Below are 18663 nucleotides of genomic sequence, written 5' to 3' on the forward strand. Positions count from 1 at the left end.
CTGTCAGTGTCGCCCCTGCCTCGCGCTGCGCCGCTCGTATCTGGCGACCAGGCGCACCATGGGCAGGAGGATGACGAGGTAGAGGATGGCCGCGCCGATGAGCGGCGTCGGATTGGCGGCGAGGGCCTGCGCCTGCGTCGCCTGTTTCAGGAGGTCCGGCAACGCGACGACGGAGGCCAGCGCCGTATCCTTCATGACGTTGATGGAATTGTTGGTCAGCGGCGGGATCACGACGCGGATCGCCTGCGGCAGCACCACGTGGCGCATCCGGCGATAGGCGTGCAGGCCCAGCGCATCGGCCGCCTCGAACTGGCCACGCGGCACAGCCTCGATTCCGGCGCGGAAAATTTCTGCGGCATAGGCGCTGGAGACCGTCGCCAGCGCGAAGCAGGCCGCCACGAAGGGCGAAAAGCGGATGCCGACGAAAGGCAGCGCATAATAGACGATCACCAGCCACACCAGGACCGGCAGCGCGCGGAAGACGTCGATATAGGCGATGGCAAAGATACGGAATGGCCGGATCGCATACAGGCGCACCAGCGCCAGCAAGAGCCCGCCGACGAGGCCGAACGCGATGGACAGGAGCCCCAGCAGCACCGTGCGGCCAAGACCCTGCAGAAGCAGCGGAAAATACCGGATCAGGACGTCGATGTTGAAGAAGGTGCTGACCAGATCCATCGATGGGTTTCCGTTTGCCAGGAATGCCGGAAGCGTCTTGCGCCTCCGGCTACGGGATCGGGAACTGCGTCAGAGCTTCGGCATCTCGGCATTCGTGACCGTGGACGTGGAAGCATCGGGGGCGGAGCCGAACCACTTCTCGTGCAGCTTCGCCATGAAGCCATCGGCCTTCAGTTCGCCGATCGCCCTGGTGGCCTCGGCCGCAAGCGGCGAATCCTTGGCGAACATCATGGAATATTGTTCGCCGGTACGGATTCGTTCGACGACCGCATATTGCGGCTTGTCCTTGATGTAATATTCCACGGCCGGAATGTCGGAGATGTAGCCGTCGATGCGGCCCGCCGCGAGATCCAGCATCGCCGGAGAAAGCCCCTCGAAGCGGCGGATTTCCGAAATGCCGTACTCGGCCTGGTGAGCTGTCGCCCACATGTCGCCGGTCGAGCCCGTATCGACGCCGACGGCCTTGCCCGAAAGCCCCGCAAGGCCCGTTATGCCCGATGCTTCCAGCACCGAAAGCGATTGATCACTATCGTAATACGGCTGGGCGAAGGACACCGACTCCAGCCGCTTGTCCGTGATGGTGATGGACGAGATGGCGGCGTCGATGCGGCCGGACTGCACGGCCGAGAACAGGCCGTTGAACGGAATGTTCTCGATCTTCACCTCGTCGTAGCCGAGGCGCGTGGCGACTTCCTGCACCAGCTCCACCTCGAAGCCGACGATCTCGGACTGCTCGTTCTGGAACTCCCAGGGCACGTTGCCGACATTGGCGCCGACCGTCAGCGTCTTTGCGAAGGCGGGCGAGGCGATGGCGGCGACGAGCGCGAATGCGGTGATTGTCTTGCGGATCATGACGGCTCCTTGCGTGAGAGGAACGACGCCGAGCATCCGCCTAAGTCTTGGGCACAGGAATGCTCAACAATCGTGCACTAAAATTGCATGCACTTTATAAAGCAATCTGTACGACCAGTTTGTGGAATCGCCAAGCGGTAATTCCATTATCTCAAGAGGATTCCTCCGCATCCTGATCCTTGCGACGCCTCTTGCGCGCAGTCGATGCGGCCTTCTCGGCCTCGGCATACGGCCCCAGCAGATCCATAAGGCTGCCGCGGGACTGGGGCGTCTTCAGGAAAGCGCGCGATGCGACCTCGTCCAGATGATGCGCCATGAGGGAAGCGGCTGTGTCCGGGTCGCCCTCGACGAGCGCATCGATGATGGCGCGATGCTCCGAGATGGCGCATTCCGAAGAGTGCGGACGCCCGAACGTGGCCAGCGAGAGGCTGGACCTGTAGGCGATCTCGCGGACGTACCGCATGAGCGTCGGCTTACCCGTCATGTCGGCCAGCATCACATGGAACTCGGTGGCGAGGCGGATCGAATTCGCATCCGGTCCGCCGTGCGCCTTCTCTTCCTCGCGGACATGGGCTTTCAAGGCCTCGACCTGATGGTCCGAAAGGTTGCCGCACAAGGCCCGGATGACCAGCCGCTCCAGTTCGCGCCGGATGTCGAACTCGTCCCGTGCCTCGTCGAAGGAAGGGGTCGCAACGATGGCGATGCGGTTGCGCCGCAACTCCACCAGCCCCTCCGAGGCCAGTTGCCCCAGCGCATGCCGCGCGATGGTGCGGCTGACGCCGAAACGCTCGCCCAAGGTGTCCTCGGGCAGTTTGTCGCCTGGCGCCAGGGCCTGCTCCAGGATGGCGCGGCGTATGGCACGGCAAATGATGAGGGCGCGGTTGGAAGCATCCATGGGTTCTGGTTCGGCTTTTCGTAGAAGCGTTGCGTCGCCCCACTCATAGCAGTTGGCCACCCGGAAATTCAAAGCCGCAGACCGCTTCGTATCGCATGCAGATCAACTATCGTATTGCGTGCAATCAGTTTGCAGGTTCGTTGTTCTCGACCACCTGCTGGTATGCGACGAGATCCAGGAAGGCCTCCGCCTCGACGACCGCGCCGTCCTCAAGCCTGAATATCCAGACGAACCGGTTTTCGTACGGTGCGCCGGATGTCGTCGTGGCCGATGCATCGAAGCGCACGATCACCCGTTCCCCATCGGCCCAGATATGGTGCACGCGCGGCACGAGCGGGGTCGCAAGCCGGTTGACGAGCGGCGCCGACGCGCGCTCCAGGAACGCGTCCACGCCATGATATGTCCCCGCTACCGGGCCGGATCCGTGGATCGTCCATGCGATATCGGGCGCGAGCAGATCGAAGACCGCCCCCTCGCCGCGTTCCCACGCCGTGAACGCCGCGCGCACAAGTTCCGCGTTGCGGCTCTCCTCGCCGCCCGTGCCGGCGTGCGCAACACCGATGGTCATGATCGCGGCCAGGGCCAGGATGAGTTTGCGGCCATGGGAGCGCGTGCTTGCCAGGTGATGGGACAGGGCCATGATGCAATCCTTCTCGTCAATTCGCCGACGCGGTCGGGCGGATGGTGATTTCGGTAGTGTCGACATGGGCGGGCGCTTCGATCACGTGGCGCAGGGCGCTGGCGATGTCGGCGGGCTTCAAGGCGACGGCACGGTATTGCCCCATCACCGCCATCGTCTCTTCGTGCGTGATCGTGGATGCGAGGTCGCTTTCCACCACACCGGGGTTCACGCATGTCACGCGGATGTCCGGGCTTTCCTGCCTGAGCCCGTCCGAAATGGCCCGAACGGCAAACTTGGTCGCGCAGTATACGGCGGCCGTGGGCACAACGGACAGGGCTCCTATGGAAGCGATGTTGACGATATGGCCATGTCCCTGCGCCTTCATCGCCGGCAGCACCGCACCGATGCCCCACAGGACGCCCTTGATGTTCACGTCGACCATCCGGTCCCACTCGTCTTCCTTGAGGGCGGCCATCGGCGACAGGGGCATGATGCCGGCGTTGTTGACCATCACGTCCACGCCGCCCCAAAGGTCGAGCGCCGCTTGCACGAAGGCCTTCATGCCGTCGCGCTCCGTGACGTCGAGGGTGCGCGCCTCCGCCACGCCGCCCGCCGCGCGGATATCGCTGGCGATCTGCCCTATACGATCCAGGCGCCGGGCGCCGAGCAATACGCGGGCGCCGGCGCCTGCGAACTCCCGCGCCAGGCCCTCGCCGATGCCGCCGGACGCGCCGGTAATGAGGATGGTCTTGTTCATGCTCTTGCCTTTCCGCAATGTCTGCGAGGCCAAGATGGACGCGCCGTCCTGTCGCCGGTATCCTGCCATTCCTCGACTGGCTGGTTAGCAGTGCTGGACAATGCGGATAGACCTCAATCTCCTTCCCCTGTTCCTGGCGGTGGCCGAGGAACACAATTTCCGTGCCGCGGCCGACCGGCTCGGCGTGACGCGATCGGCGGTCAGCCAGGGCATACGACGCCTGGAGGACGCTTTCGGCGTTGCGCTCGTGCTGCGCACGACACGCTCGGTCCGGCTGACGGAAGCCGGAGAAAGGCTGCTCGATGCGCTGGCCGGCCCGGTTGCGGAAATCGACACCGCGCTGGACGCCATCGCCGACGAAGACGCGCCGCGCGGCCTTCTCCGCATCGCGGCGACCTCCATCGCCGAGCGGTTCCTGTCCGGCTCGCAGATCGCTTCATTCATGAAGGAAAACCCCGGCGTGACGCTGGACGTGACGGTCAGCGACGAGGAATTCGACATCGTGGCGGCCGGATACGATGCGGGGGTAAGGCTGGGAGAGGTGATCGAGCAGGACATGATCGCCGTGCCGCTGGGCGGAGAACAGCGGGAGATCGCCGTGGCAGCCCCAGCCTACCTGGCCGCCCATGGGAAGCCGCGGCACCCGCGGGATCTTGTGCGGCACCGGTGCATCGGCTGGCGCCGCGCGCCCAACGTGGCGCCGCACAGATGGGAATTCGAGGAGAACGGCAGAGGCTTCGACGTGCAGGTGGAGCCGCAGCTGACGACGAACGATCTGCGCCTGATGCTGCGAACGGCTCTGGCCGGCGGCGGCATCACCTTCGCGCCCATGGATACGTTGCAACCGCATGTCGACCGGGGCGAGCTGGTGCCCCTCCTGGAAGCGTTCCTGCCACCCTTCCCCGGCTTCTTCCTCTATTTTCCGCAGCGCCGGAACATGGCGCCCAAACTGCGCGCGCTGATCGCCCATGTACGGCGGGAGGCGCCGGACACGGCTTCCGCGCGATAGAGCGCCCGCGTCGGCGCGCAGGGCCGTTTGACAAGTGGCGGCGCTACGCCAGTTCCAGCCGGGCCGGCGGCGGCTATGCCGCGATTTCCACGGAGCGCTGCGATGGGATACGTCATGCCGGGCCCATTCGACCGGACCCTCGATCCATGAGCCTTGCGCGTCGCTTCCGCCCCGCGTCGCTTGCCGCCGGGCTCGCAATGTTCCTGACCGGTTGCGCCAGCCAGATCGTCGATCTCGTAACCAGCCGGGCCGGATATGGCGTTTCGGCGGATATCGCCTACGGGCCGGATCCGCGCCAGACCTACGATCTCTATGTGCCGGACGACGCAACCCCGACGACGCCGCTGGTCGTGTTCATCCATGGCGGGTCGTGGGACACGGGCTCGAAGGATATCTACCGCTTCGTCGGACAGGCCCTGACGGCGGAAGGGTTCATCGTCGCCATTCCGGAATACAGGCTCTATCCGCAGGTGACCTTTCCCGCCTTCGTCGAAGATGCGGCCATGGCCTTCGCCGCCATCGAGGACGCGGCGCGCACCGGTACCGGCGGCATGCCTGCGGGGCGGCGCCCCATGGCGCTGATGGGCCACTCGGCCGGCGCGCAGATCGCCGCGCTGCTGGCCTTCGACGAACGCTATCTGGCTGCCGCCGGCTCTTCGCGGACGGACCTGTTCGCCTTCGTAGGACTGGCTGGCCCCTACGATTTCCTGCCGTTGACGGACGAGCGCTACAAGCGCATCTTCCCGCCGTCGCTGCGCGGCCGCAGCCAGCCCGTCGAGTTTGCAGATGGCGGCGGGCCTCCGACGCTGCTGATCCACGGCACGGCCGACAGGACGGTCGATCCCGAGAACTCGGCCTCCATGGCGCAGGCCATCGGGCGGTCCGGCGGCGTGGTGGCGCTGCGCATGTTCGATGGCGTCGACCATATAGGCCCGATCTCCTCGTTGGTTACCGCGCTCCCCGTCGGGGATCGGGCGATCCGCGAGACGGTCGTGGCGTTTCTGCGGGATCATGTATGAAGCGATGTCCGAACCCGATGCCTGGCCCGCATGTCGTCCTTTCCGGCTGTTCGGGCGGCGGCAAATCCAGCCTCTTGACGGAACTGGCGGAACGGGGCTTCGCCACCGTCGCGGAACCCGGCCGCCGGATCGTGGAGCAGGAATTGCAGGGCGACGGGGCGGCGCTGCCATGGGTGAACCTCGCCGCCTTCGCCAGGCGGGCGCTGGCGTTGGCGGCAGCGGACCGGAAGGCCGCCGCGCATCTGCCCGGCCCTGTCTTCTTCGACCGTGGGCTCATCGATGCCGCCGTGGCGCTGGAGCATGCGACCGGGCATCCGGCAAGGCAGACCCTTGCCGATCATGGGCGCTATCATTCCCGGGTCTTCCTGACGCCGCCCTGGCCCGAGATCTACGTAAGCGACCCGGAGCGTCGGCATGGACTGACCGAGGCCACCGACGAATATGATCGTCTCCTCGCCGCTTGCGGCGACCTTCGCTACGAAACGATCGTCCTGCCGAAAACCGGGATCGCCGACCGCGCGGACTTCGTGCTGGCCTGCCTTTCGCGTTAGCCACCGGAACGCAGGCCCCGGCCTGCGGTACAGCCGCCGCCCGGATTGACAGGCGCAATTTGTGTTGATATCAACTTAAAATTCATCGGTAGACACCGGCGGCGAGAGAGAGCCGCCATCCGGACGGCAACATCATTCACATCAACGACATGCCGAAACCATAAGAGGAAACGACCATGCCTTATATCGTCGGATGCGTGCTCCCCGTCATGGCGGGCAAGCGCGAACGCTTCATCGAGCAGGCGCGCCAGGCCGCCCCGTTCTTTCGGGAGTTCGGCGCCCGATCGGTGGTGGATGCCGTCGGTGACGACGTGCCCCATGGCAAGCTGACGGACTTCCACCGCTCCGTGGACACGCGGGACGGCGAACTCGTCGGCTTCGGCTGGATCGAATGGCCCGACAAGGCGACGCGCGATGCCGGCGAGGCGAAGATGATGGAAGACCCGCGCATGGACATGTCCGACATGGCCTTCGACGGCAAGCGGATGATCTTCGGCGGCTTCGACCCCGTTGTGGACGAAGGGCCGGGCGGCGACTTCGGCTATGTCGACGGCTTCGTGCTCGCCGTGCCGACCTCCCGCAGGCAGGAATTCGTCGATCATTGCCGCTTCGCCGCGCCGATGTTCCTGAAAAACGGCGCGACACGCCATGTCGAGTGCTGGGGCGTGGACGTGCCGGCCGGCAAGGTGACGGACTTCCAGCGCGCCGTGCAGGTGAAGCCCGACGAGACCGTGTGCTTTTCGTGGATCGAGTGGCCCGACAAGGCCACCCGCGACAACGGGATGAAGGCCGTCTCCGACGAGATGGAGAACAGCGGCGACGACAACCCCATGCCCTTCGACGGCAAGCGCGTGATCTATGGCGGCTTCGAGGTCGTCAGCCGCTAAGGCGCTTCGCTGCAGTTCCCGGGAAAAGGAAAAGCCTCGGATCTAGAACTCGAAGGCGGCGGAAACCGTAAAGGTGCGCGACGCGCCCGCCGCCAGGAAGCCGCGTGCGGACGAGGCCCAATAGTCTTCGCCGAACAGGTTCTCCACATTGGCGCGCAGTTCCACCGGCTTGTCGTAGGGGCCGGTGAAGGCGTAGCGCAGGCCGGCATCGACGCGCGTCCAATCGTCGATCTTCTGCGTGTTTGCCTGGTCGTACCAGGTGCTGCCCGTATGGATCACGCGGCCGGTCAGCGTCAGGCCCGGCGTCAGCCAGTCTATGTCGTATTCGCCATACAGGTTGAAGGTGACGTTGGCGACGCCGGGCACGTCGTTTCCGTCGAAGCGGCCGCCGGCGGTGCGCTCCAGTTCCGCGTCGAGCAGCGTGACGCCGCCGAGCAGCCGCACACCGTCGGCCACCTCGCCGAAGACGTTGAACTCCAGGCCGCGATTGACCTGCCGACCGCCCACCGAGAATATCCGCGTGACGGGGTCGGTGAAGCCGCTGGCCTGCGTGATCTCGAACAGCGAGGCGGTCACGGCCACGAAGCCGAAATCGTATTTGACGCCGACTTCCTTCTGGTCGTTCACCACCGGCGCGAAGATTTCATTGGCGTTGGCGGCGGTCGCCGGCGCGATGGGCCCTTCGGTCAGGGATTCCACGTAGTTGCCGTAGACGGACAGGCTGTCGGTCACGCGCACCAGGGCGGCCACGGCTGGGCTCAGGCGGGAATCGCTGTAGTAGTAGTTACGCTGGCCCAGCGTGGGGCCGGGAACGGTGGAGAAGCCGCGCGAGCGGATATCCTGGTAGCGCCCACCCAGCGTCAACTGGAAGCGGTCGTCGAACATGGACAGCGTATCGGTGAGGGCGACGCTGGTAAGCTGCAGGTCGGCGAATTTCGGCCGGCCGCTGGCGCGCGGGAAGGCGCTTGTGTCGATGGGGCTTCCGACGAAGAAGGTCGGGTCGTAGATATTGGTGGGAAAGCTCGGCAGGGCGATGCGCGCGAAACCGCCGCGATAGTTCTCGTTCAGCGCCTGCGAGGCCGAGACGTTCAACTGGTGGCCCACCGCCCCGGTATCGAACTTCGATCGCGCGCCCACCTCTCCGGTGAAGCCCTGGATCTTCTGCGGCTGAATGGCCAGCGTGGCGGTGGCGTCGCCGTTCTCGTCCTGGATCAGGTAGGAAGAGGTCAGGAAATCCTCCCTGTAGCGGCTGGCGCCACCGGCGATATACAGCGTGGTATTGTCGAAGAGGTCGTATTCGATCCGACCCGCGGCCATCTGGTGCACGCTGTCGATATATTCGAACGAGTTCGCCGTATTGATGCTGCCGTCCGGCGCGCGCGGGATGGTTATGCCCGGCACCGCGCCATTGAACAGCGACGTCGGCGCATCGATCTTCTGGTTGGAATAATTGAGATCGAGCGAGGCGCGCAGGCGCTCGCCGCGATAGTCCAACCCCACCGCGCCCACGCCGAGCTGGATGTCGTTCCTGTCGAGCGTGGTATCGCCCGCGCGGTACGATCCGTTGACGCGGATGCCCCACTCTCCCGTCGGGCCGTAGCGGCGGCCGATATCGAAATGCGGCCAGATCTGCGAGTCGCTGATATAGGTGGTGGTGAGCCGCGTCAGGGGCGTATCTCCCGCGCGCTTCGGCACGAGGTTGATCGTGCCGCCGACGCGCCCGACGCCGCCATTGAGAAGGGCGGACGGGCCTTTCAGGATCTCGACCCTCTCGATCCCTTCCAGGTAGCTGCGCCTGGGGTTGGCGATATAGAAGAGGCCGTCATAGGCGGTATCGAGATTGGTTACGGAAAAGCCGCGAATGAAGAAGGCGTCGCGCTCGCTGAAGGCCGGCGCGTCGTTGCGCACCGACGGGTCGTTCAGCACGACGTCCGCCAGTGTGCGGGCCTGTTGATCGCGGATCAGCTCGTCGGTAAAGCCGGTTATGTTGAAGGGCGTTTCCATGAAGCTGCGATTGCCCAGCATGCCCAGACGAGCGCCGGAACCCACCTGCCCGCCCGCATAGGGCGCGGGCGGCTGGCCCAAGGTGCCGGTGGCCGGAAGGCCGCTGCCGGCCTGCCCCGCGCCCTGCACCACGACCTCGTCCAGCAGCACCGAGCCGGCCTGCTGCGCATGGGCGGATGTACCATGAGCCAGCGTCAGGATGGACGCACTCGCCGCCAGAAAACGGATTACCTTACCTTGCCTCGACATCGCCCCAACCTCCCGCGATCGATCTCGGGATGGGCTTACGATGGCGGGATTGCGGCGCTCAACGAAGAACGCCTCTAAATTATGACCCAAATCATCATGTTTTCGTGATGATCTCCCGGGCGTACCCCTATTGGAGTAGGTCGTAGCTGATAAGGTCCAGTTGCGGCGTATCCTGGATCAGCAGGCTGTTGCGGGCGATGAAGCGATATCGCTTCCCTTCCTCCAGCGGCACGGGCATCAGGGAGGGCACGCTCGGGTTGACGTACAGGACGAGATCCTGTCCGCTTTCGGTACGGGCATGCAGCGCCGGGCCGGTATGGCGCGTCATCGGCTCGTTGATGCCCAACGCAGGGTCGCCCCTGTCGGGCGATGTGGAGACGATGGTGGCATCGATGGCCACCAGCCGGCGGGCGGCAGCGCCCGGCTCCGCTGCCACGGCACCGAGGTTTCCGTAGCGGACGTCCCATTCCAGTGCGCGCGCATCGCGCATGATGCGGTAGGAGGCATCGGCCAATACCTGGCTTGCCGTGCGCGGCTCCGCCCCGGCGGCGACGAGGTCGGTATAGGATTGCAGATAGGTGCGCAGCGGTTCCACCGTGTCGTACTGCACCAGCAGGCCGGGGCCGAGCGCCACGCCCGCCTGCCCTGTTTCCGGCGCCACAACCAGAACGGCGCCATTGCCGACATCCAGCTTGCCGACCCGCAATTGCCGCATCGCATCGAGCGCGTATTCATCGGCGGTGCGGCCCTGCAGATCGCGTGCCACGATGGTGACGATCTCCACATTCGCTGCCGCCGCAAAGCGGAAGGCCGTCTCCTGCAGCCTGTCGCGGATGGAAGGGCCGAACACGCCCAGTTCGTCATAGACGAAACGGTCGAACTTGGCCGGGGTCGCCTCCGCGCTCAGGCGGGGCATCCGGTCTACCTGCGACTGGCGGCCGGCATCGGCCTCGCGCATGCGGCGGGCTTCGTCCGGCATCATGATCTGCCCTGCGGCAGGAATATCCGGCATGCCGGCCGCCTCTGGCCGGGACGCCGGCGCGGTGTCCGCGGCGGCGACCGCTTCGGGGGCCGCACCGTCGCATCGGCCCTGCTGCTGCTCGCAGGATTCGCTCCAACCCGCCTCGATGGCGGCAAGCCGCCTGGCCCGGCCCGGATGGGTGGGGCCATCCGCCTCGGGAATCAGCGTCGCGATCGCCATCTGCGCATCGGACAGGGCTGCACCCATCTTGAACAGCACGAAGCCCGAGAATTTGTCGGCCTCCAGCTCGGTGGGCGGCTGGCTGCCGCCCGGCACCATCGTATGACCCGAGAGATGATGGCCAATCTCGTGCGCCATGATGGAAAGCGGCGACCAGTTGTTATCGCGTGTGGCGGTGCGCACCTCTTCCATGAAGCCGGCATTGTAGGCGATCACCCGTTGCGGGATGCCGTCCGGCCCCAGAACGATCATCGCCGCCGCATTGGGCACGTCGCCCTCCATGATGCGGAAATTCTGCGGCAGGCCGGTAAAGCGCATGATGGCGCCCACCGCCTCCACCTCGCCCGGCTGCTGCGGCGCGGTCAGCGCCTTCGGGTCCACCGCCAGCGCCTTGCCCTCGTAGGAGCAGGCCTGCAGCATGGCGCTGAGTTCGGTCGCCAGTTCATCCTCGCTCAGCTCCTGTGCCGCGCCCTCTTCCGCCGGGGCGGACTGCGGTGGCGGCGGCGCCTCGGCCTGTGCCATCAGCATGCCCTGCTCCATACGCTGGAGGCTGGCGAAGATCGGATCGCAGATCTCCTTGTCGGCCTGCGTCGAAAACGGGCTTCGAGGCGCGGCCTGCGCCTGGGCAAGGGCTGCTCCGAAACCGGCGATCATGCCGCAAACGAACAGGGTCTTCATCCGGTGTCCTCCCGCAAGAAACCTTCAACTCAGCTCAACTGCGCGATCACGATGCGGATCACCGCCCGAGCATAGAGATAGAGCAGTCCTTCCTTCACGACATAGAAGACGGCCGCGCCGATGGCCGGCCACCACCATTGCCGCCGCCAGTCGATGGCGAAAAACTGGCCAAAGGCCAGGAAGACGATGCCGGCCTCCACCCAATCCATGTAGAGGCCCGTCACCTGCCGGTGCCGCGCCACCAGATCGGGGCCGGAGCGCAGCAGGAGGGGCGAAAGATTGATGATGTTGGCGACGATGATGACGAACTGCACGTAGGTCGCCAGCACCAGATGCTCGAAAAAGTTGAAGCCCTGCCGCCGCCGGAAGACGAGGTTGGAGGCCACCAGCACCGCCACGATGCCGAGCGAGAACGACCATTTGGAATAGGTGCGTACCAGCTCCAACGCCCTGGACAGGCGCGCATCGCCCGATTCCAGATAGCCGGTCTGCGCGATGACGATCAGCAGGATGACGATGGCGGCCAGAAGCAGTTTCAGCGGATGCACATGCGCCTTGCGCTTGCCCAGCACATAGTCGCGCGCCACCCTGCCGGGGCGCAGAGACACGTTGAAGGCGGCCTTCAGCATCTCCGCCTCGAACCAGCGGAGCTTCTGCCAGATCTCGTCCTTCAGATGCGAGCGGCCGAAACGGTCGGCCTTCTTCTGCCCGCAGGCCTGGCAATAGGGGCCGGTCAAGGCCGCCCCGCAATTGTGGCAGACATCGGCTTCGAAATAGGAATCCGTCAGCGCCCTGCCCGCCGGCAAATCATCGGTCACAGGTCGGGAAGATGCCGCGCCCTGCCGGGCGCGGCAAGGCTTCAGGGCCTGCCGGCTTGCGCAAGCCGCATTTTCAGCGCCCTTGCGCCAGGGCCAGCGCGTCTGCCCCGGCGGGCAGCATCATCGGGCAATCCGGGTCCGTCGCCGCCCGAAACACCGCCTCGGCGACGTCTTCGGCGGTGGTGACAGGCCCGGATGCGTGGCGCTGCATCGCTTCCATCGTCTGGCCGACGAAAGCACCGTAGGCATCCGGAAAGCCGCCATGGGCGCCGATCAGCGCGCGGGCGCTGTTGCCGAAGCTGGTTGAGGGCGCCGCCCCCGGCAGCACGACGCGCGCCCTGATGCCGAACTCTGCCAGCTCCAGCGCGGCGGATTGCGTCAGCATATTCACCGCGGCTTTGCTGGCGGCGTAGACCGACAGAAGCGCCATCGGCGCAAGCGTCGTGCTGGAGGAGACATTCACGATCACTCCGGAGCGCCGCTCCCGCATGCCGGGCAGCAACGCCTGCATCGCCCTTATTGTCCCCAGCGTGTTGGTTTCGAAGATGCGGCGGGCCACGTCCAGCGGCGTGCCCTCGACCGCGTTCAGCCAGCCGATGCCCGCATTGTTGACCAGCACGTCGACCGCGCCGGCCTGCGCCACGGCGGCCTCGACGCTCGCGGCATCGGTGACATCCAGCGGCAGGACGCGAAGCTTGTCGGAGGCGGGTATGGTGTTGGCCGACGGATCGCGCATCGTGGCGATGACGGTCCATCCCTCGCTCAGAAAGCGCATGGCGATTTCGCGGCCGAAGCCGGTGGAGCTTCCGGTAATGAGAACGGTGTGCATGGGCTATCTCTCCTCGTGGTGATGACCGGGAGATGGTTGCGCAGGGCCGGACGTGCTATGCTTCAAAATCCGTAAAACATTGGAGAGCGTCCGGACGGTGATCGATCCGCTTGCGCAGGTGATATCTCTTCTCAGGCCCGGCGCCTCCTATGCCAAGCTCGTGACGGCCGCCGGCAACTGGGCGGTGCGTCCACCGGGCGACCAGCCCTTCTATGCCGCCGTGCTGGAGGGCGAGGTGGCTCTGTCTGTCGGCGGGGGCGCTCCCGAGCGCCTGTGCACGGGCGATTTCATCCTTATTCCCGCCGTGGACGACTTCATGGTCACGAGCCGCGTTGCACCGGCGGCGGGACATGTGGCCGACCCGGTGGAGCTGGAGCCCGGCATCTTTCACCTCGGGCCGCAGGAGACGCCCGACACGCGGATGCTGGTGGGCTATTGCACGTTCGGCTCCGACGATTCGGCGCTGCTGATGTCCCTGCTTCCGGAGATGATCGTGGTGCACGGAGAGCGGCGGCTGACCATGCTGGTCGAGCTGCTGAACGCCGAGACGCGCAGCGGCCGGCCCGGCCGCGATGTGGTTCTGGAGCATCTGTTGCAGGTGCTGCTGATCGAGGCGTTCCGCACCTCGAAGGTTTCCTCCCCCGCCCCCGGCCTTTTGCGCGGCCTTTCGGACGAAAGGCTGGCGCCGGCCCTGCGCCGGATGCATGGCGAACCGGCCCGGCCCTGGACGGTCGGCGAGCTGGCGCGGGAGGCGGCCCTGTCGCGCTCGGCCTTCTACGACCGCTTCCGGAGGGCGGTCGGCGTTCCGCCGATGGATTACCTGCTGAAATGGCGGATGGCCCTGGCCAAGGACCTGCTGCGCGGAGCAAGCGGCCCGGCCGTCGGCGAAGTGGCCCGGCGTGTCGGCTACAGCTCGCAAAGCACGTTCAGCGTGGCCTTTTCGCGCGAGGTTGGCGCGACGCCGAGAGCCTATGCCCGGAGGACTCCGCTTTCGATGCGAGCCGGGGCAGATGCGCAGGCTGCATGTTAGCGGCGCATCGCATCGCAACCTTCCGTTCGCCGCCAGCCGGTGGAACAGATCGATTGCCGGTTTGTTTCAGCCGAAAGCACCGGAGTTGCGCATGACCCATGTAATCGAAGGCAGGAGGTCCTCTTCGAGGGCCTTGCACGGCATCCTGCTCAGCTTTCCGGTAGCCCTTTTCGCGACGGCGCTCGCCGCGGACATCGCCTACCTCAACACCGCCGAGATACAATGGACCAACTTCGCAAGCTGGTCCATTGCCGGAGCGCTCGTGTTCGGTGGAGTGGTTGCCGCCTGGGCGCTCATCGACTGGCTCTTCAAGCTTCGCCGCGCCGACAGCGGCAGCCGCCTTGCCTACTTCGCAGTCATCGCCCTCATGTGGGTTCTTGGCCTCGTCAACGCGTTTCATCATGCGCGGGATGCGTGGAGCTCCGTCGGCATGGTGGGCGTCGGCCTGTCGGCTGCCACGACCATCCTCGCGCTGATCGCGGGCTGGATGTTTTTCTCCCGAACCGCACGCTTGGAAGCAGCCCGATGACCAGAACATTCCTGATGACTGCCGTTGCCGCATTGGCGCTGACGGGCTGCAGCGAGAGCGACCCCTCCCTCAACCAGGTCGGGGCAACGCCCGATCTGCCGGCGGTGAACGAAACGCTGATCCCGCCTATGAAAATCGCCGAGCCCGCAGGGTGGAACGGAGAGGTTCCGACCGTCCCGGAGGGGTTCACCATCACTGCATTGGCAAGCGACCTCCTGATCCCCAGGCAGATGCTCGTTCTGCCCAATGGCGACATTCTGGTGGCGGAGGGGCGCGGCGGCAACGCGCCCGCGCTTCGCCCAAAAGACGTCATCGCCGGCTACATCAAGAAGCAGGGCAACACGCAGGTCCAGAGCGGCAACCGCATTACCCTCCTGCGCGACGCAAACAATGACGGCACGCCGGAAATCAGGACTGTCTTCATCGACAATCTCAATGCGCCCTACGGTTTGGCCTTCGTCGACGGCTCCCTCTACGTCGCCAATCAGGACGCACTGATGCGCTTCCCCTACCAGGAGGGGCAGACCGAGATGACCGCGCCGGGCGAAGAGGTGGCCAAGCTGCCTTCGGCAATCAACCACCATTGGACGAAGTCCCTCGCGGCCAGCGCCGACGGCTCGAAGCTCTATGTCGGCATCGGCTCGAACAGCAATGTCGGCGAGCGTGGCATGGACGTGGAGGAAGAGCGGGCCGTCGTCTGGGAGATCGACCGCCTCACTGGCGCAACCCGGACGATTGCCCGTGGCATCCGCAACCCGACCGCATTGGCGATCGAGCCGACAAGCAACAGCCTGTGGGCCGTGGTGAACGAGCGCGACGAGCTTGGACCGCAACTGGTGCCGGACTATCTGACATCGGTGCGCGATGGCGCATTCTATGGCTGGCCCTATAGCTACTGGGGCAAGAACCTGGACCCGCGCGTCCATCCGCAGAAGCCCGAACTTGTCGATACGGCTATCGCACCGGATTACGCGCTCGGCTCGCACGTCGCGGCGCTTGGACTGTCGTTCGCGACCGAGGACGGCTTTGGCGGAGACTTCGCCCAAGGCGCCTTCATCGGCGAACACGGGAGTTGGAACCGTCAGGACCCATCGGGCTACAAGGTTGTATGGGTGCCGTTCGAACAGGGCCAGCCGGCAGGCGACCCGGTCGATTTTGCCACTGGCTTCCACATCGAAGGGGGCGAGACGCGTGGTCGCCCGGTGGGCGTTACCTTTGATCCGAACAAGCGGATCCTGCTGATCGCCGACGACCTTTCCAACACGATTTGGCGTGTGTCTCAGAACCCGCAGGAGCAGGCCTCGCGTTGATAGGATATTCCGCGATGACGGATTGAAGCATGGGGGCGCTACTACAATACCGAGCGGCCGCACTCATCGCTCGGCTATAAGCCACTCGCGCCGGAGGCCATCGTGTGGCCTACCCGGCTAGACGCCTCTCGTTTGAAACGCATCAAACCAAGGACATTCGACGATTTGCCGGCAAGTGATTAGCCTGCCTCGCCCTCGTGCTTACGCTTTATCGATATCGGTACGCGCAAAGTCGTCGCCGACATATAGCAACGGGCACCCATGTTCCTTCGCGACCTCGTAGGCAAAGCAGTCGCCAAAATTCAGCCCTGCCGGGTGCACGCCTTTCCCCCATGTTTCATAAGCATTCGCGATCCGGCGCGCCGATGCCGACGTTACGCCGACAACCTCGAAGCCAAGCCCATCGATGAGACGATGCATTTCCTCGCCGACGTTGCGTCGAGCAGCCACGATTAAAGCCTCGGCTACCGTGCCTGCTGAGATCAGCAGATCGCCATCAGTCTCCAGTGCGGAAATACAGCCATCCGCGTCACGTTCATTTAGAATGATGGCCATCAAAGCAGAGGTATCGACCGCTATCATTTTGGCATGCCGTCATCACCGTAGAGAAAATCCTGGCTGCGAGCCGCGCTCAAGCCTCCAACTGCTTTCGCGGCTGCGGACTCTCGAACACTTTCGAGCAACTTGCGTCGGGTATCGCCGTCCGCCGCTACGGTGACAGGAACCAGCCGCACGGCTGGGTGCCCATGCCGGGTCAGGATGACGTCTACTCCCGCTTCAGCACGCCGAACGAGCTCGGTCAATTGCCCCTTCGCATCCGTTACAGATACCAGCATGTGACTTCACTCCGATCCAAACCAGATAGATTTCTGTACGCATCAAAATCTAGACTATCTGGTGGTCCAAAACAAGATCACCTTCCCCGCAAACTCCCACCAACCCACAGACACCACGCTACAAGAACAGGTTGGAGGGGCAGGCGGAGGGCGTGGTACGCCATCGGCAGGCCGGTGCCGCTGCGCCAGTCGAGCAGCGCGTGATAAAAGTTCGCCGGCCAGACGCACAGGCAATAAAGCGCAAGCGCGATGCCCGCCACGCGGCGGAAGCGACGCATGAGAAAGCCAAACGCGCCGGCAAGTTCGGCAAGTCCGGTCAGTTGAACGACCAGGACAGGTTCGGGAACAAAAGGCGGAACGATCCGCGCGAAGGCGTCGGCGTAGGCAAAATGCGCAATGCCTGCCAACGCGAAAAAGGCGGCGAGCAAAAGCCGCGCCGCCTTCCGCAATGCCGGTTCCTTCATCAGGATTATTCGCAGTTGGCCGCGATGCCCTCGGCGTCGTTGGCGGCGCGCGCCGTCTGGCAGGCCGCGCTGCGCGTCAGATTGTTGATGCCCTGCCTGGCATTCTCAAGCGCCTCAGCGCCTTCCTGCCGCGCGCGCTCCATGGCCGGGCCGGCGCGCTCCTGCACGTCGCGGGCAGCCGCGCCGATGGCGTCGCCCGACTGGCGGGCCGCATCCTCGATCGCCTGGCCGGCCTCGCGCGCTTCCTGCTCCGCTTCCGACCGCGCCGGCGGCGGTGGCGCGGGCTCGGTGGTGGCCGCAGGCGGCGGCGTGGTCGTGCCCGCCGCATCGTTGGTCTGGTCGTCGCCACAGGCGGCAAGCGCCAGCGTGGCGAGAAGGGCGAAAGGCAGAAGCGTCTTCACTGGTTCTTCCATCCTCGAAAAACTCGAATCGACAGCCTGTACGAGGCTAGCTCCATGGGGAGCCACCGCATAACGCGGCAGGCGCCGGCCGGTTGCGACAAGTTGTCGTCGCAACTTCGCGCTTTCCAAGAGAATAGCTTATGTTCTATAAACCAATCGGCCCGGTGGAGAGTTAGCGGCTCCCACACCGGGCCTGACCGTAACGCTCATTTTAACCAGCGAGGTTTTAGAGCATCATGGCTAATCCAGCCTCTATCATATTTCCTCCACCGTCTGCATCACCTCTCGCATCCGCGATGGCCTGATGCACGTCCGGTTCAAGACCGGCGAATGGAGACACATCCCCGGACGTCTCATCGAGACCGAAGACGGCTATCTCCTGCCGGTGGATGCATTCGTGGGCATCGCCCATCGGATCGTTCCCGAAGATCTGCTGACCGTCGCGCGCAAGCTGGTGAAAACCGCAAGCGAGCGCCGCTGGCAGATGCGCCAGACGCATGTGAACCTCATGCGGCTGACCCTGGCGAAAGAGTGCATCGAACTCGCCCTCGCCGATTGGGAAGCGGATACNTCGGCCCGGTGGAGAGTTAGCGGCTCCCACACCGGGCCTGACCGTAACGCTCATTTTAACCAGCGAGGTTTTAGAGCATCATGGCTAATCCAGCCTCTATCATATTTCCTCCACCGTCTGCATCACCTCTCGCATCCGCGATGGCCTGATGCACGTCCGGTTCAAGACCGGCGAATGGAGACACATCCCCGGACGTCTCATCGAGACCGAAGACGGCTATCTCCTGCCGGTGGATGCATTCGTGGGCATCGCCCATCGGATCGTTCCCGAAGATCTGCTGACCGTCGCGCGCAAGCTGGTGAAAACCGCAAGCGAGCGCCGCTGGCAGATGCGCCAGACGCATGTGAACCTCATGCGGCTGACCCTGGCGAAAGAGTGCATCGAACTCGCCCTCGCCGATTGGGAAGCGGATACCTTGTAGAGGCTGGCGGCGGGGCGGTTTCGTCCGCGCTTCCGCCCCCTCGCCCGGCACG

22 protein-coding genes and 1 pseudogene are annotated in these 18663 nt (G+C 65.0%); 9 read left to right on the forward strand and 14 right to left on the reverse strand.

Features of this window, described 5'->3' with window-relative positions; genetic code table 11:
• Positions 1-3: 3 nt before the first annotated feature.
• The 5 genes from NDN16_RS07430 to NDN16_RS07450 form a co-directional block, all read right to left on the reverse strand.
• Complete coding sequence (locus NDN16_RS07430; protein WP_251112965.1) at positions 4-678, reverse strand: amino acid ABC transporter permease; 675 nt, start codon at positions 676-678, stop codon at positions 4-6.
• A 69-nt stretch (positions 679-747) separates the two neighbouring features.
• Positions 748-1530, reverse strand: coding sequence for a transporter substrate-binding domain-containing protein (locus tag NDN16_RS07435; RefSeq protein ID WP_251112966.1), 783 nt, complete (start codon positions 1528-1530; stop codon positions 748-750).
• 151 nt (positions 1531-1681) lie between these two features.
• The gene (locus NDN16_RS07440; protein WP_251112967.1) at positions 1682-2425 is read right to left on the reverse strand and encodes a GntR family transcriptional regulator; all 744 of its coding nucleotides are present in this window, start codon (positions 2423-2425) and stop codon (positions 1682-1684) included.
• Between the two features lie 124 nt (positions 2426-2549).
• On the reverse strand, positions 2550-3065 hold the full coding sequence (locus tag NDN16_RS07445) for a nuclear transport factor 2 family protein (RefSeq protein ID WP_251112968.1): 516 nt from the start codon (positions 3063-3065) through the stop codon (positions 2550-2552).
• A gap of 16 nt (positions 3066-3081) precedes the next feature.
• Complete coding sequence (locus tag NDN16_RS07450) at positions 3082-3804, reverse strand: SDR family oxidoreductase (RefSeq protein WP_251112969.1); 723 nt, start codon at positions 3802-3804, stop codon at positions 3082-3084.
• A gap of 100 nt (positions 3805-3904) precedes the next feature.
• Between NDN16_RS07450 and NDN16_RS07455 the strand changes: the two genes are divergently transcribed.
• The 4 genes from NDN16_RS07455 (at position 3905) to NDN16_RS07470 (ending at position 7270) form a co-directional block, all read left to right on the forward strand.
• Positions 3905-4813 (forward strand): LysR family transcriptional regulator, encoded by a 909-nt coding sequence (locus tag NDN16_RS07455; protein WP_251112970.1) that lies wholly within the window; start codon positions 3905-3907, stop codon positions 4811-4813.
• A gap of 146 nt (positions 4814-4959) precedes the next feature.
• Positions 4960-5832, forward strand: coding sequence for an alpha/beta hydrolase (locus NDN16_RS07460; RefSeq protein ID WP_251112971.1), 873 nt, complete (start codon positions 4960-4962; stop codon positions 5830-5832).
• On the forward strand, positions 5829-6383 hold the full coding sequence (locus NDN16_RS07465) for an AAA family ATPase (RefSeq protein WP_251112972.1): 555 nt from the start codon (positions 5829-5831) through the stop codon (positions 6381-6383). Before NDN16_RS07460 ends, NDN16_RS07465 begins: the two co-directional genes overlap by 4 nt.
• Before the next feature lie 176 nt (positions 6384-6559).
• Complete coding sequence (locus NDN16_RS07470) at positions 6560-7270, forward strand: DUF1428 domain-containing protein (RefSeq protein ID WP_251112973.1); 711 nt, start codon at positions 6560-6562, stop codon at positions 7268-7270.
• A gap of 42 nt (positions 7271-7312) precedes the next feature.
• Here the strand turns inward: NDN16_RS07470 and NDN16_RS07475 are convergent, their stop codons facing one another.
• From NDN16_RS07475 to NDN16_RS07490, 4 genes are all read right to left on the reverse strand, one after another.
• Complete coding sequence (locus NDN16_RS07475) at positions 7313-9523, reverse strand: TonB-dependent receptor (RefSeq protein ID WP_251112974.1); 2211 nt, start codon at positions 9521-9523, stop codon at positions 7313-7315.
• A 127-nt stretch (positions 9524-9650) separates the two neighbouring features.
• Complete coding sequence (locus NDN16_RS07480) at positions 9651-11402, reverse strand: TPM domain-containing protein (RefSeq protein ID WP_251112975.1); 1752 nt, start codon at positions 11400-11402, stop codon at positions 9651-9653.
• A gap of 29 nt (positions 11403-11431) precedes the next feature.
• Positions 11432-12220 (reverse strand): DUF3667 domain-containing protein, encoded by a 789-nt coding sequence (locus tag NDN16_RS07485; protein WP_251112976.1) that lies wholly within the window; start codon positions 12218-12220, stop codon positions 11432-11434.
• Positions 12221-12293: 73 nt separating this feature from the next.
• Positions 12294-13049 (reverse strand): SDR family oxidoreductase, encoded by a 756-nt coding sequence (locus NDN16_RS07490; RefSeq protein ID WP_251112977.1) that lies wholly within the window; start codon positions 13047-13049, stop codon positions 12294-12296.
• 97 nt (positions 13050-13146) lie between these two features.
• Between NDN16_RS07490 and NDN16_RS07495 the strand changes: the two genes are divergently transcribed.
• The 4 genes and pseudogenes from NDN16_RS07495 to NDN16_RS07510 form a co-directional block, all read left to right on the forward strand.
• Positions 13147-14079, forward strand: coding sequence for an AraC family transcriptional regulator (locus tag NDN16_RS07495; protein WP_251112978.1), 933 nt, complete (start codon positions 13147-13149; stop codon positions 14077-14079).
• 91 nt (positions 14080-14170) lie between these two features.
• Complete coding sequence (locus NDN16_RS07500) at positions 14171-14608, forward strand: DUF2231 domain-containing protein (RefSeq protein WP_251112979.1); 438 nt, start codon at positions 14171-14173, stop codon at positions 14606-14608.
• Positions 14605-15918: a PQQ-dependent sugar dehydrogenase gene (locus NDN16_RS07505; RefSeq protein WP_251112980.1), complete on the forward strand. Its 1314-nt coding sequence runs from the start codon at positions 14605-14607 to the stop codon at positions 15916-15918. The genes NDN16_RS07500 and NDN16_RS07505 overlap by 4 nt, the downstream gene beginning before the upstream one ends.
• A gap of 21 nt (positions 15919-15939) precedes the next feature.
• Positions 15940-16101 (forward strand): annotated as a pseudogene (locus tag NDN16_RS07510) (integrase core domain-containing protein); the annotation flags it as partial.
• Between the two features lie 18 nt (positions 16102-16119).
• On the opposite strand, the gene NDN16_RS07515 reads toward NDN16_RS07510, so the two are convergent.
• The 5 genes from NDN16_RS07515 to NDN16_RS07535 all read right to left on the reverse strand — a co-directional run bounded on the left by NDN16_RS07515 (position 16120) and on the right by NDN16_RS07535 (position 18118).
• Complete coding sequence (locus tag NDN16_RS07515; RefSeq protein ID WP_251112981.1) at positions 16120-16500, reverse strand: type II toxin-antitoxin system VapC family toxin; 381 nt, start codon at positions 16498-16500, stop codon at positions 16120-16122.
• Positions 16497-16754 carry a type II toxin-antitoxin system Phd/YefM family antitoxin gene (locus tag NDN16_RS07520; protein ID WP_251112982.1) on the reverse strand — a complete coding sequence of 86 codons (258 nt, stop codon included), beginning with the start codon at positions 16752-16754 and terminating at the stop codon, positions 16497-16499. The genes NDN16_RS07515 and NDN16_RS07520 overlap by 4 nt, the downstream gene beginning before the upstream one ends.
• Before the next feature lie 77 nt (positions 16755-16831).
• Positions 16832-17218 carry a DoxX family protein gene (locus NDN16_RS07525; RefSeq protein ID WP_251112983.1) on the reverse strand — a complete coding sequence of 129 codons (387 nt, stop codon included), beginning with the start codon at positions 17216-17218 and terminating at the stop codon, positions 16832-16834.
• A gap of 5 nt (positions 17219-17223) precedes the next feature.
• On the reverse strand, positions 17224-17619 hold the full coding sequence (locus NDN16_RS07530) for a hypothetical protein (protein ID WP_251112984.1): 396 nt from the start codon (positions 17617-17619) through the stop codon (positions 17224-17226).
• A gap of 226 nt (positions 17620-17845) precedes the next feature.
• Positions 17846-18118, reverse strand: coding sequence for a hypothetical protein (locus NDN16_RS07535; protein WP_251112985.1), 273 nt, complete (start codon positions 18116-18118; stop codon positions 17846-17848).
• Between the two features lie 220 nt (positions 18119-18338).
• On the opposite strand from NDN16_RS07535, the gene NDN16_RS07540 reads away from it, so the two are divergent.
• Positions 18339-18611 carry a hypothetical protein gene (locus NDN16_RS07540; protein WP_251112986.1) on the forward strand — a complete coding sequence of 91 codons (273 nt, stop codon included), beginning with the start codon at positions 18339-18341 and terminating at the stop codon, positions 18609-18611.
• Positions 18612-18663 lie beyond the last annotated feature (52 nt).

Source organism: Aureimonas altamirensis (genome assembly GCF_023702225.1).
Classification (GTDB): domain Bacteria; phylum Pseudomonadota; class Alphaproteobacteria; order Rhizobiales; family Rhizobiaceae; genus Aureimonas; species Aureimonas altamirensis_B.

Coding starts and splice junctions, on each gene's coding strand:
- NDN16_RS07455 (WP_251112970.1), top strand. CDS start 3,905: ATGCGGATAGACCTCAATCTCCTTCCCCTGTTCCTGGCGGTGGCCGAG.
- NDN16_RS07480 (WP_251112975.1), bottom strand. CDS start 11,402: ATGAAGACCCTGTTCGTTTGCGGCATGATCGCCGGTTTCGGAGCAGCC.
- NDN16_RS07505 (WP_251112980.1), top strand. CDS start 14,605: ATGACCAGAACATTCCTGATGACTGCCGTTGCCGCATTGGCGCTGACG.
- NDN16_RS07435 (WP_251112966.1), bottom strand. CDS start 1,530: ATGATCCGCAAGACAATCACCGCATTCGCGCTCGTCGCCGCCATCGCC.
- NDN16_RS07470 (WP_251112973.1), top strand. CDS start 6,560: ATGCCTTATATCGTCGGATGCGTGCTCCCCGTCATGGCGGGCAAGCGC.
- NDN16_RS07515 (WP_251112981.1), bottom strand. CDS start 16,500: ATGATAGCGGTCGATACCTCTGCTTTGATGGCCATCATTCTAAATGAA.
- NDN16_RS07525 (WP_251112983.1), bottom strand. CDS start 17,218: ATGAAGGAACCGGCATTGCGGAAGGCGGCGCGGCTTTTGCTCGCCGCC.
- NDN16_RS07540 (WP_251112986.1), top strand. CDS start 18,339: ATGCACGTCCGGTTCAAGACCGGCGAATGGAGACACATCCCCGGACGT.
- NDN16_RS07490 (WP_251112977.1), bottom strand. CDS start 13,049: ATGCACACCGTTCTCATTACCGGAAGCTCCACCGGCTTCGGCCGCGAA.
- NDN16_RS07450 (WP_251112969.1), bottom strand. CDS start 3,804: ATGAACAAGACCATCCTCATTACCGGCGCGTCCGGCGGCATCGGCGAG.
- NDN16_RS07520 (WP_251112982.1), bottom strand. CDS start 16,754: ATGCTGGTATCTGTAACGGATGCGAAGGGGCAATTGACCGAGCTCGTT.
- NDN16_RS07440 (WP_251112967.1), bottom strand. CDS start 2,425: ATGGATGCTTCCAACCGCGCCCTCATCATTTGCCGTGCCATACGCCGC.
- NDN16_RS07475 (WP_251112974.1), bottom strand. CDS start 9,523: ATGTCGAGGCAAGGTAAGGTAATCCGTTTTCTGGCGGCGAGTGCGTCC.
- NDN16_RS07465 (WP_251112972.1), top strand. CDS start 5,829: ATGAAGCGATGTCCGAACCCGATGCCTGGCCCGCATGTCGTCCTTTCC.
- NDN16_RS07430 (WP_251112965.1), bottom strand. CDS start 678: ATGGATCTGGTCAGCACCTTCTTCAACATCGACGTCCTGATCCGGTAT.
- NDN16_RS07500 (WP_251112979.1), top strand. CDS start 14,171: ATGACCCATGTAATCGAAGGCAGGAGGTCCTCTTCGAGGGCCTTGCAC.
- NDN16_RS07460 (WP_251112971.1), top strand. CDS start 4,960: ATGAGCCTTGCGCGTCGCTTCCGCCCCGCGTCGCTTGCCGCCGGGCTC.
- NDN16_RS07445 (WP_251112968.1), bottom strand. CDS start 3,065: ATGGCCCTGTCCCATCACCTGGCAAGCACGCGCTCCCATGGCCGCAAA.
- NDN16_RS07535 (WP_251112985.1), bottom strand. CDS start 18,118: ATGCGTCTGGCGCATCTGCCAGCGGCGCTCGCTTGCGGTTTTCACCAG.